This is a genomic window from Streptomyces sp. NPDC022910, assembly GCF_055561075.1.
The window spans coordinates 89,973-102,844 of the sequence record NZ_JBVHHL010000022.1; the positions used below are offsets into that span (position 1 = coordinate 89,973).

5 protein-coding genes and 1 pseudogene are annotated in these 12,872 nt (G+C 69.0%); 2 read left to right on the plus strand and 4 right to left on the minus strand.

What is annotated here, in order from left to right; genetic code table 11:
• Positions 1-2: 2 nt before the first annotated feature.
• The 4 genes and pseudogenes from ACZ3TS_RS21825 to ACZ3TS_RS21840 all read right to left on the minus strand — a co-directional run.
• The gene (locus tag ACZ3TS_RS21825) at positions 3-1,886 is read right to left on the minus strand and encodes an HSP90 family protein (protein WP_467620244.1); all 1,884 of its coding nucleotides are present in this window, start codon (positions 1,884-1,886) and stop codon (positions 3-5) included.
• A 50-nt stretch (positions 1,887-1,936) separates the two neighbouring features.
• On the minus strand, positions 1,937-2,923 hold the full coding sequence (locus tag ACZ3TS_RS21830) for a hypothetical protein (protein WP_467620245.1): 987 nt from the start codon (positions 2,921-2,923) through the stop codon (positions 1,937-1,939).
• A gap of 493 nt (positions 2,924-3,416) precedes the next feature.
• Positions 3,417-6,035, minus strand: coding sequence for a LamG-like jellyroll fold domain-containing protein (locus ACZ3TS_RS21835; protein ID WP_467620247.1), 2,619 nt, complete (start codon positions 6,033-6,035; stop codon positions 3,417-3,419).
• Between the two features lie 655 nt (positions 6,036-6,690).
• A pseudogene (locus tag ACZ3TS_RS21840) lies at positions 6,691-6,900 on the minus strand (Re/Si-specific NAD(P)(+) transhydrogenase subunit alpha); the annotation flags it as partial.
• A 277-nt stretch (positions 6,901-7,177) separates the two neighbouring features.
• Here ACZ3TS_RS21840 and ACZ3TS_RS21845 point away from each other — a divergent pair.
• The gene (locus ACZ3TS_RS21845) at positions 7,178-11,347 is read left to right on the plus strand and encodes a beta-galactosidase (protein WP_467620249.1); all 4,170 of its coding nucleotides are present in this window, start codon (positions 7,178-7,180) and stop codon (positions 11,345-11,347) included.
• 540 nt (positions 11,348-11,887) lie between these two features.
• A complete protein-coding gene (locus ACZ3TS_RS21850; RefSeq protein WP_467620250.1) occupies positions 11,888-12,577 on the plus strand; it encodes a lysostaphin resistance A-like protein in 690 nt (229 codons plus the stop codon).
• Positions 12,578-12,872 lie beyond the last annotated feature (295 nt).

The window sequence follows — 12,872 nt, forward strand, 5'->3', positions numbered from 1 at the left end:
CGTCAGCTGTCCTTGCGGAGGGCGTGGGCGAGAAGGTCGAGGAAGGAGCGGTTGATGAGACTCGATTCGGCGGGCCTGAGCGGGCGCCGGGACAGCATCGCCGCCTGCCCGTAGAGGGCTTCGGCGCTGGTGCGGGCCAGTTCGGGTTCGTCGATGGTGACGGCCGTGCGGACCAGCGGATTGAGCTGGTTGAGGATCAGCTGGGCCCGCGGAGCCTCCTGACGCAGGTGGCCAAGGATGTCGCCCCAGAGGCCTCCCTGCTGCTCGCGGGCGAGCTGGGAACGAGTGCGCTCGTGCCGGGCCTCGCGGCTGTCGAGGAGGAGGGCAGGAGCGGAGACGGGCTGGAAGGTGCGCAGCGCGACATCGCAGTCGAAGACGGCGAGGGCGTCGCGGGCCAGGGCGAGGTAAGCTGCGGCGGCCAGTTCCGTCTCTCGGTCGACGGGGTCGAGGTGGGCGGTGAGCGTTGCCGGGTCGAGGTCAGCGACGTTGACCTCCGACCTGATCTCCGGCAACCGGTGGACCAGTTCACGGTCGTAGGTATAGCCGCCATTGACGACGCCGAGCCCGGCGGCCGAGGCGATCGCCGCGACCTGCCGGAACTCCTCCACGCTGGATGTCACGAGCACGGTGCGGTGGGTGCGCGCGAACTCGTCCAGCGTGGCGTGTCCGTCGGTGGTCTCGAACGGTAGCCACGGCAGCAGCATCCGAAGGATCTCGTCGTCGTGCACCGCCAGCGACTTCACGGCCAGGTGGTGGGCCTGGAGGAAGCGCCCGAGGAGGTCCGGGTCGCTGGCGGCGGTCCGGGCGATCCACGCGCGCAGCCGTTCGGCGAGGGCATCACGGACCGCGGCGAGGGTGTCGTCCTCGTACAGGGACTCGCGGGACGCCGTCGGACGCAGGCTTTCGGCGTCGACGACGCAGCGTACGAAGAACGCCCACTCGGGCAGGATCTCCTCGGCCTGCTCGGACAGCAGCATGCCCTTGACGTGCACGCGGTGGCCGTGGCGGCGCCCGGCCGGTACCGCCTCGGGCAGCACGCACGCGATGCCCTTCAGGCCGACGGCCGGCAGGTCCAGCTCGATGGTGTCCAGCGGCGTGAATCCGAAGATCTCCTCGCCGTACGCGGCCAGCGCGCGGGAGCGTGCTCCCGGCGTGGGGTACGTGCGCGCCCAAGGCGCGGGCTCGGGGTTGACGGATGCCCCCGGGCCGCCCGTGCCGTCGTCGAAGGTCACGGGGTGGCGCAGCAGAGAGCCGAAGTGCCGGGCCAGCGCATGCACCTGTGCCGGCCGGGTCCACTCGCCTGTGTCGACGCGCGGCGTCAGTGTGACGGTGGTGCCGGGGCGGGGGCGGGCGGAGGCGGGCAGGGTGCGGAAGCTGTAGCTGCCGTCACCGCGTCCCCGCCACTCCACGACGGGGGCGTCGGGGGTGCGCGCGGAACGGCTCACTACATGGATCTCGTCCGCGACCAGGAAGCAGGAGAGCAGGCCGATGCCGAACTGGCCGATGAAGTCGCCACGTTGCTCGGCGATCCTCCCCCAGCCTCGAATGTGCTCGGCCGGGGGGACCCCCATGGCGCGCTTGCTGCTGTGGCCGATCGTGGCGAGGAAGGTGTGCACGTCGGCCTCGGTGAGACCGACGCCGTCGTCCTCGACACTTATAACCGAACCATCGGCGTACAGGCGGATACCGAAGGCGTCGGCGGGGGCGGCCCGGTCGAGGCCGTGCCGCGCAGTCAGCGCATCCACCGCGTTCTGCAGGAGTTCGCGCAGGTAGACGCGGGGGCTGGAGTAGAGGTGGTGGGAGAGGAGATCGACGAGGCCGCGCAGATCCACCTGGAAGGTGCGGTCGGCGCCGGCCGGAGTCACAGGAGTGTCGGGCAGAGTCATCGGGCAGTCCGGGGTTGGGTGATCGAGGAGTGACAGGCGGGGTGGCGGGCTCAGGCGGTGCGCCGGAAGCGGGCGTACATCTTCTCCGGCTGCGCCATGAACCTCCATGGCCACGAGGTGTAGGCGCCACCAAGCTCGTAGAAGACACGCGGGGCCACGATGCTCTCCGAAGACAGCGCCAGGGCCATGGCGAACATGTTGAAGTCCTGCTGCCAGCCCGGGCGTCGCTCGTAGGCGGGGTGGAGGATGCTGCGCCTGGCCGCATCCCTCAACTCCTCCTGAGTGCCAGCTGTGTCGAGGCAGTCCTTGCTGTCCGACTCCACCCACTCCTCGATATGGGCCATGGCGATCACACAGCCGAGGCGATGCCCCTCAGGCGCCCCGGCGAACGCCTCACGGGCGAACGCCAAGGCCTGGCCCGGCTCGCCGCCCCAACGGGGCTGCAACTGCGACACCCACTCGACGTGCGTCTCCAGGTCCAGCGGGTCGCGGCGCAGGGCGGCGTCGAGCCGGGTCTCGTTGACGGCGGGGCCCAGCGACATGCCGCGGCCGGAGGTGAGTAGGCGGCGCCACGGCGTGACCCATTCCGGCCGCAACTCGGCGGCCTCGAGCAGCTGCTCCTCGGCGATGTGGAGCCGCTCGTGGAAAACCCGCCACTGCTCCGGCGTGACGTCCACGGCACGCGCACGGGTGCGCGCCTCCCAGCCCCAGTTGATGTGGCGCGCCCCGGATATCAGCAGGGCCGTCGTCCGGTACTCCTTGTCCTCCTCGACGGCCTGGCCGATCCAGTCCTGCACACCGTTCAGGTCGGCCAGCTCACCGAGGACTTGATCGTCACGGCCGAGATCGAAGGGGGCCAGCGCCGCCTTGACCGCCACCCAGTCACCCGCGTCGGCCGCCTCCACCAGCGCGAGCACCCGCGCGTCTCCGAGCGCGCGCAGCGTGTACATCCCATTCCTCTGCCTGCGCGGGACGGGAAGGGCGTACGGATCCGCCACTGGTCTCTCCGCACCCCTGCCGAACAGCTTGTCGAACATGCCGCCGCACCCTCCCCAGGTTCCGCGTGATCGTCTGGGGCAGCATAAGCGGCCCCACCGGCACTGCTTCCGCAGGGTTTCCACCGGTGCTTCACGGGTTCGGTCCCGCCCTGCGCGCCCCTCCCGGTCCCAGCGCCCCGCCGCGCGCGTGTGGAGCCACCTGCTCGACGCGACCGTCGGCTATGGCTACCGCCCCTGGCTGGCAGGCGTCTGGCTCCTCGCGCTGATCTTGCTGGGCACGCTGTCCTTCGGCACTCACTCCCCCAAGCCGGTCCAACAAGGCCAAGGCGCCCCGTTCCAGCCCCTCGTCTACACACTCGACCTCTTGATCCCCATTGGCGGTCTGGGGCAGCGGACGGCCTGGTACTGGTCGAACAACAGCCTCCAGTGGCTGACCTACCTGCTGATCGCCTTCGGCTGGGTGCTGACGACCGCCGTCATCGCGGGTGTCACCCGCACTCTGCAGGAAACAGGCGCGTCGAGCAGTGACCGATCAGGTCAGGACGAGTTCCAGCACGGTGACCGAGAGCGGCGGCACGGTGCTGGTGAAGGACGCTGCCACGCCGGTCACAGTGCTCGTCCTGGGCACCAACGTGTCGGGTGCCGTCGGCGTGTTGGTGGTGGCGCGCGAGGGGCCGGTCAGGACCGTCGCGGTGGCCTGCCGCTTGACCCCCTTGGCCAGCCCCTTCAGCTCGACCGGCACGTTCACCTTCTCCGTCCCGCAGTTGACGACCGCGAGGTAGAGACGGTTCCCGGAGCGGGTGGCCACGGTGGCGAGGCCGGGCAGCGCACGCGCGGCGGCCGGCAGCACCGTGTTGCCGAGCCTGCTCGTCAGCATGTGCTGTGCCCAGTAGCTGGGCGACACGTAGCTCGTGAGGTTGTCGTAGGCGATCAGATTGGTGGCCCAGACGTTGTTCTTGACGTGCGAGAAGAGCGGCGCGTAGCACTCCATGAGGACCTGGTCGGAGTTGCGGATCAGCCCGGCCAGCCAAGCGGCGTCGCCGAGCGCCGCGTTGAGGTCGGGTGTGGGGCGGCCCTCCTGCGCGGCCCACTCTCCGACGAACACCTTCGTCGAATTACGGTCCCGGTTGTCGTACTTGTGGGTGGAGGCCTGGGCGGCGGATGGCGCGAGGTAGTAGTGCTCGTCGATCAGGTCCGGCGTGCGGCTCGTCACGGACGTCGTGGCGATCAGCTTCAGATGCGGGTACTTCGCCTTGATCGCGTCGTAGAAGGCCGCGAACCGCTCGTTGTACGACCCCGAGGAGTCGAACCAGTCCTCGTTGCCGATCTCCACGAACTCCAGCGGGAACGGCTCCGGATGTCCGTCGGCGGCACGTCGTGCGCCCCAGGTGCTGGTGACAGGACCGGTGACGTACTCGATCTCGTCGAGTGCGTCCTGGACGAACGGCTCCAGCGCGTCGCCGGTGACGTGTTCACCCTTGAGCGAGTAGCCGGCGTAGACGGCGAGGACCGGCTGGGCGTCCATGTCCTCGACCCATTCCAGGTATTCGAGGAGTCCGAGGCCGTCCGTGGACCAGTAGCCCCACGCGTCGTCCATGTGGCCGGGGCGCTCCCAGACCGGACCGATGGTGTTCTTCCAGTTGAACCGTGTCGCAATGGTGTTTCCCTCGACGAAGTTCCCGCCGGGGAAGCGCAGGAACTTCGGCCTCAAAGCGACCAGTTTCTCCATCAGGTCGATGCGCAGGCCGTTGGGCCGGTTGTTGTAGGTGGGTGGCAAGAGGGACACGTGCTGGAGCCACAGGGTCTCGCCTGCGGCGGCCGGGTCGGCCGTGGTGACGGTCAGCCTCGCGTCACCGACCACGGGGGTGCGCGAACCGGTGCGCAGGGTCAGCTCGAACGGGCGGTCGGGGAAGGCGGTGCCGATGTGGGGCACGTGCGCGGACGCGTACACCGTCGCGCCGTCCGCCGACTCGAGGGCCACCGTGAGCGGGCCGATGCGTCGCGAGGCCTTGGCGAACAGCCTGGCGGTGTAGGCGGTTCTGGGCCGCACGGGTATTCCCCAGAAGCCGTCGTTGGCGACGCCGGCCCGGTTTCCGGCCCCCGCGCTGCTCGGCAGTACGACCTTGAGGGAACGGTTGAGTGCGGCGTTGAGCGGGGTGGCGGTGTCGAGTGCGAGGGTCGTTCCACCGACGGCGGACCAGTGGACGGGCGTTGTGTCGCTGGCCATCATCGAGCGGTTCTGCATCAGCTCGGCGTAGATGCCGCCCTCGCCGGAGTGGTTGATGTCCTCGAACATCAAGCCGGGGAGGATGGGGGACACGGCGTGCGCGGGGTTGCCGACGTCCACGCTCAGCAGCGGCGTCGTGGTCTCCACGGGGACCCCGGCCAGCGCTGCGACCTGGTCGGAGGTGAGGACGGACGGGAACATCCATACGTCGTCGATCAGGCCGTGCCACTGGTCGACGTGCCCACCGCCGTAGAGCGCACGGCCGATGGCGGTGTCGCCGCTGCCGGCCCAGCCCGCGGTGTAGGCGGTCTCCCCCTCCAGCACGCCGTTGACGTAGAGGCGAATGACGCCGGCGGTCGGGTCGCTGACGCCGACCAGGTGGATCCAGGTGTTGGTGGCGGGCGCTGAAGCGGCGGCCGCCACCGCGGCACTCTGAGTGGCGTCCGAGCCCAGCCGGGCGAAGGCGAAGGTGCCGGTGTCGTCGCGCAGCCCCAGGTAGAAGGAGCTGACGGCCTTGCCGTCGATGCTGACGGCGGTCTGGTAGCCGCCCAGTTGAGCGAGGTTGACCCAGGCGCCCACCGAGAACGCCTTGGAGGTGTCGAGGGCCGGACCGGACGCCGTGGCGTTGCCGCCTGCCTTGAGGCTCAGGCTGTGGGTGCCGACCTTGCCGGTGTCCCAGCCGGCCGCGCCCTGGAGCGTCGCGGTGCGACCGTTGCCGGAGGAGTCGGCGGCCAAGGTGCCGGAGCCTTCGTCGAAGGTCCAGTGGACGGCTGCCGCGGGGAGGTCCGCGGCAGTGGCGCTCGCGGTTGTGCCGGTGAGTCCGGCGGCCCCGGCGGGAGCGGCGGCGGCGAAGGTCCCGGCGAGGGAGGCGGCGCCCAGGACGGTGAGGACGGTTCTGCGCGGCACTCCGGCATCTGAAGGCATGCGGCTCATTCCTTTGTGACAGACCGTTGCGTTGCGTACCGGCCGGAGTAGGGCAGCCGGCCTGAGCTGTCAGCTGGCTCCGTTCGATATCTCGTATGATGATCGGTACTTCGAGCAGCAGGGATCTTAAGGTGTCGGCGAGGCCCGTCAATACCCCTCGTATGGCAATGCTTCTCCAGGCACAGGTGCCGGCCCAGCGGTTCAGCAGGTGTCCGACTGAACCGGTGAACTTCACGGCGTCCACTGAGGCATCGATCGCGGTGATCAGATCGTCCGGCTCCAGGAACTCCAGCTTGACCGCATGCACCCTGACGAACCGTCAACGCAACGTCAAGGGGCGAGGTGCTCTACGACGGCCAGAACCCCGTGAGCGTCTCGCCGAACTGCGTCAGCACATCGAGCACGAACCCCGGGTCGAGGAGGTGCAGAGTGTGCTGAGACTGGACCTGCAGGCCGACCCACGCACCAGTGGTTCTCGGCAGAAGCAGTCAGCAAGGCGTCCGCGACAGTGATCACTTCCGGATTTCGTTGAGGCCGGGCCGGTGGCGCGCCTTGACGGCGAAATCGTCGTCGCGCACGACCTGCACAGCGCATCCCCGTACAGCAACACCGGGCCCATGGCCGGATCCCTGGCCACAACTCGCCGGGGACCCCGCAGCCGGGATGCCAGGTCGGTGCAGCCGATGATGGTGACGCCGTTGTCGGTGACGACCGCACGTCCCGGCACGGTGGCCTCGACGTTGCCGCGCTGGGCGGCGGCCATGTCGGCGATGACGCTGCCCGGCTTCATGACCGCCACGTCCCGCGCCGTCACCAGGCGCGGTCCCGACCGGCCCGGGATCAGCGCGGTGGTGATCACGATGTCCGCGGCCTGCTTCCCGGTCACCACGCTCCCAAGCCTCGTGATAGGCCTTCAGGAGCGTCAGGGTGCTCTTGCCAGTCATCTCCGCCCCTCCTGTGCCGTTCGGTGACCGTACCCCGTGACGCATGGTCAGTGACCGGACGGACGTACGGCTTCCAAGGCGCCCCTGCCACCTCGACCGCGTGCTCCCGACCCATTGTGTCGCTCCTTGCGCCCCTTTACTGTTCGACTTTGCCTGAGTCTGTTTGATGCTGATCGCTCAGGCGGTATGGAGGTCGCAGTGCGGAGTAATCGGATCGGTTCAGAAGCTGCGAGACCCGTTCGCCGTGGGTGGTGGAGGGCGGTCCTCGCGACGGCCGCGACCATCGCCCTGGCCGCCGGCATGACCGCGCCCGCCGCGGCGCAGGACGTCGGCAGGCCACCCGCCGCCGCGTCTGCCGCCAGTACGGGGGCGCACACGGTGAGCCTCGACGGCTACTCGTTCCTCGTCGACGGCAAGCGCACCTACCTGTGGTCCGGCGAGTTCCACTACTTCCGGCTCCCGAGTCCGGACCTGTGGCGCGACATCTTCCAGAAGATGAAGGCCGCCGGGTTCAACGCCACCTCGTTGTACTTCGACTGGGGATACCACTCGCCGAAGCCGGGCGTGTACGACTTCAGCGGGGTGCGTGACGCCGACAAGCTGCTCGACATGGCCCAGGAGGCCGGGCTCTACGTGATTGCGCGCCCGGCGCCGTACATCAACGCGGAGGTCGACAGCGGCGGTCTGCCCGGCTGGATGACCACCAAGGCCGGGCACAACCGCAGCGACGACCCGCAGTTCCTGAAGTACGCGGACGAGTGGCTGACCCAGATCGACCGGATCATCGCCCGCCACCAGCTGACCAACGGCACCGGGTCGGTCATCGCCTACCAGGTCGAGAACGAGTACTACAACGGCACGGCCGCCGGCCGCTCCTACATGAAGCACCTGGAGGACAAGGCCCGCGCCGACGGCATCACGGTACCACTGACCGGCAACAACAACGGCACCTTCAACTCCGGTACCGGCGCCCTGGACGTCGACGGACCGGACTCCTACCCGCAGGGCTTCGACTGCTCGAGCCCCTCGAAGTGGAACGGCGTCCCCGACATCAGCTACGACCACCCGGACGGCAAGCCGCTGTACTCACCGGAGTTCCAGGGTGGCGCCTTCGACCCCTGGGGCGGGCCGGGCTACGACAAGTGCGCCCAGCTGATCAACGACCAGTTCGCCAACGTGTTCTACAAGCAGAACATCGCCGTCGGCGCCACCGCGCAGAGCTTCTACATGACCTACGGCGGCACCAACTGGGGCTGGCTGGGCATGCCGGAGAACTACACCTCCTACGACTACGGGGCCGCGATCCGCGAGAACCGCCAGCTCGATCCGAAGTACTACGAGGACAAGCTGATCGGGTACTTCACGCAGTCGGTCGCCCCGCTGACCAAGACCGACGCGATCAGGGCCACGCCGCCGGACGACTCGGCGGTCGTCGACACCGCCCGGATGAACCCGGACACCAAGACGCAGTTCCACGTGCTGCGGCACGGGAACTCCACGTCCACGGCGGTCGACAAGACCCACATCTCGCTGGACTTCAACGCACAGCCGTCCGCGGACACCACCTACACCTGGGACGACCCCGACTCAGCGCTGCAGTACACCGGTTCGTGGTCGCACGTGGCCGACCAGAGCTACACCGGCGGCGACTACAAGCACACCGAGTCGTTCTCCAACAAGGCCGGTGACTCGGTCACCGTCCCCTTCGACGGCACCGCGATCCGCTGGATCGGCTCGAAGACCAACAACCACGGCTACGCCGACGTCTACCTCGACGGCACCAAGGTGGCGACGGTCGACGACTCCGGCGGCGAGAACCAGGCGGTGATCTTCCAGAAGACCGGCCTGACGCCCGGGGCGCACACGCTGAAGATCGTCGTCGACGGAAACCACAGCTCGGGGTCGACGGACAACTACGTGTCCATCGACGCCATCGACGTGCCGGCGGCCGCCACCGCGACGCCGACCTACCCGGTCGTGCCGCAGCAGCCGGGCACCGCGATCACGCTCGACGGACGCGACTCGCACGTGATCGTGGCGAACTACGGTCTCGGGGACTCACAACTGCAGTACTCGACGTCGGAGATCATGACCGACGCGACCATCGGCAACCGGGACGTCGCCGTGTTCTACGGCGACCCGGGCAGCGACGGCGAATCCGTCCTTCGCTACTCCTCCAAGCCCGCCGTGACCACCAGCGGCGGCGCGGTCACGACCACCTGGGACGCGGCCACCGGTGACCTGCGACTGAACTACACGCACAAGGGCCTGATCCGCATCAGCATCAGCGACGGCGGCAAGCGCCCGCTGCTGCTGCTCGTGGGCGACAAGGCCACGGCCGAGACCTTCTGGCGTCAGGACACGGCGACCGGCCCGGTGCTCGTGCGCGGCACCCACCTGCTGCGGACGGCGACCAGCCTGGACGGCGGCCGGACCGTGGCGCTCAGCGGCGACAACGCCGATGACAAGAACATCGAGGTGTTCACCTCTGCCGACCACGTCACCTGGAACGGCAAGGCATCGGACACCCAGGCCAGCGACACAGGAAGCCTCACGGGGAAGATCCCGGTGGCTGCCCCGATACACCTGCCGGCGCTGACGAGTTGGAAGCACGCCGAGGAGTCCCCCGAAGCGGCCCCCGGTTTCGACGACTCCAGCTGGCAGGTGGCCGACAGGACGACCACCAACAGCGTCTCTGGCATCAACTCGCTGCCGGTGCTCTACGCGGACGACTACGGGTTCCACACCGGCAACACGTGGTACCGCGGCCGCTTCCGCGCCACTGGCAAGGAGACCGGCATCCACCTGGTCTCGGACTCCGGCGGCAAGGCTCAGGCGTTCTCCGCCTGGCTCAACGGCACCTTCCTGGGCAGCTCCACCACAGGCAGCGCCGACTTCACCTTCCCGGCCGGTTCGGTGAAGTCCAAGGGGGACAACGTCCTCTCCGTACTCACCGTGAACATGGGGCACGAGGAGGACTACAACTCGACCAACGGCAACAAGACCGCGCGCGGCCTCACCAGCGCCTCCCTCGTCGGGGCGCCGCTGACGACCGTCACCTGGCGGCTGCAGGGCGTACGGGGCGGCGAGGACCTGCAGGACACGGTGCGCGGCCCGCTCTCGACCGGCGGCCTGTACGGCGAGCGGGCCGGCTGGTCCCTGCCGGGCTACCCGGACGGCAACTGGAACCGGGTGTCCCTGCCGACGACCGACACGCGCCCCGGGGTCTCCTGGTACCGCACCGACGTCAACCTGGACCTGCCGCACGGCCAGGACACCTCTCTCGGGCTGACGTTCACCGACGACCCGTCACGCAACTACCGTGCCACGATCTTCGTAAACGGCTGGCAGGTCGGCAACTACGTCAACTACCTCGGTCCGCAGCACACCTTCCCGGTCCCCAACGGGATCCTGGATCCGAACGGCCGGAACAGCATCGCCATCGCCGTGTTGAACCTGGACGGCAGCACCGGCGGCCTGGGCGAGGTCTCGCTCACCAACTACGGCAGCTACGCCTCGTCCCTGCGCGTCGCGCAGAACGACAGCCCCCGCTACGACCACCGCAAGTACGCGATGCCGAAGCGTCCCGGAGCGGATGTCACCCTGGACGTGCCGAACACCGCCCAGTCAGCACAGGCCTTCACGGCCGAGGCGACGGTGCAGGTGCCGAAGGACCGACCGTCCGCCGCCCGACTGACGGCCTCGCTCTCCGCACCCGACGGCTGGAGCGTGAGCGCGACAAGCCCCACGTCGGTCAAGCGCCTGCAACCCGGCGGATCGGCCACCTTCACCTGGAAGGTCCAGCCGCCGGCCGGGAAACTGCCGTCCGCCTCGGCACTCACCGTCACCGTGCGCTACCTGCAGAACGGACGGCAGGCTGTCGGCGATGACAAGCGCATCGTCGGCGGGATCCCGCCGGCCCCGCCGGCCGGAAAGAGCGCTGTGAGCGACCTGCCGTTCCTGTCGTCCACCAACGGGTGGGGGCCGGTGGAGCGCGACAGCAGCGTCGGCGAACAGGCGGCCGGGGACGGCCGTCCGATCAGCATCGCCGGTGTCAGTTACGCCAAGGGCCTGGGCACCAACTCGGTCAGCGACGTCCAGCTCTACCTCGCCGGAAAGTGCTCTCGCTTGACGGCGGACGTCGGTGTCGACGACGAGACAGGTGGTGCCGGAACGGTGACGTTCTCCGTGATCGCCGACGGCAAGACCTTGGTGACCACGCCGACGCTCCGCGGCAAACAGGCCGCGGTGCCGATCGACGTCGACGTCAGCGGCGCCCAGGTGGTCGACCTCAAGGTCGGTGACGCCGGCGACGGCAACGGCAACGACCACGGTGACTGGGCAGCGCCGACGCTGACGTGCGGCTAGACGTGCAGCTGACGGACACCTGTGACAGTGGGTCCTGGATCTTCTGTCGCAGGGGTTCGTCGGTCCCACACGGCAAACCACCTCCCGACGTCTTCCCCGAGGTGCCCACCGCCTCGACGTGCCCCCGCATCACTGCACGGTCGTCGAGGACTCCCCGCCGGGAGTGCAGGCCGCCCGCGGGGCTGGAAATGCGCCGCATCGCCGTGCCCGGCACCGAAGGTGCAACCGCAAGATCCGCACGTCTCGGGACTATGCGAAGACCATGTTCTGCCGCACCTGCCCGCCTGCTCCTCCGCTGCACCGGCCACGTGGAGTCGATTGCGTCGGCTTCGCTCGGCAGGGAGTCCGTGCGGCCCACCCCCGCTCAGGCGATCTCCTGTCTCCGCAGCCAGGAGATATCGCCGGCGTGACGTGCAGCGACGACTTATCGAGCGGCACAGGCCCGCGCTGGTCCAGCGCGGCGAACCGTACCGGTATGCCCGCCTGCTCAGCGCGTCGTGATCTGCCGGATCCCTACGTGTCAGGGATGCTGGAGAGACCATGCGGTCACTGCTCCTCGCGGTCAGCGTGCTCACGGCTGTGAGCACGCTGACCACTGTGCTGTCCGACGACTGGTATGTCCCGGTGTGCGTCACCGCGGCCGCGCTGCTCGTGACGATCGCCCGCCGGTCCGGTCTGAGCTGGGAGGAGTTGGGCCTCGGTCGCGCATCGGCGCAGCGTGGGCTGGACTGGGGACTCGTGCTGGCCGGAGCCGTCCTCGCCGTCTACCTCCTCGCGTGGCACCTGCCGCTCACCCACGAGGCCTTCAAGGACAAGCGCGCTGCCGGACATTCTTCCGCGGAGCAGTTGTTCCGGGTCCTGGTGCGCGTGCCGTTCGGCACGGTGCTGCTGGAGGAGGTGGGCTTCCGTGGCGTCCTGTGGGCCTTGATCAACCGGCTTCGTGGCCCCGCATGGGCCACGGCGGTCTCCTCCACTCTATTCGGCTTCTGGCACGTGCTGCCGTCGCGGGGACTCACCAAGGCCAACGCCGCGGCCGAAGCCGTCTTCGGTGCCGGGAAACCCGGCGTCATCCTGTCCGTCGCGGCCGCCGTCGTCGGCACGGGCATCGCCGGCGTGCTCTTGTGCGAACTGCGCCGCCGGTCCGGCAGCCTGATCCCGCCCATGGCCGTGCACTGCGCACTCAACAGCTTCGGCTACGCCCTGGGCTGGGCGGCTGCCCAAGGGGAGTGACGGACGCCTGCCATGCCCACGCCGGGCCTGGAGCAGCAGGCCATCGCGAACGCGGTGATTTGGGCGGCCAGGGCGTTCCCGGCTGCCCCCTTCAGGGTCGTGGCGAGGGTCGGCGAAGACCCGGCCGACCTGGCGCACCAGCCCCGTCCACTGGGATACAGCAGTCGTTTCCACCGTCGCCTCCTGCAAACTGCCTCTACAGGAAACGGACTTGTTCCCATCACATCGGTAACGCGACGGATACACAGCACCGTTGACGCGTTTCAGTGCTGACCTTAGGCTCGCTCGCCATCGG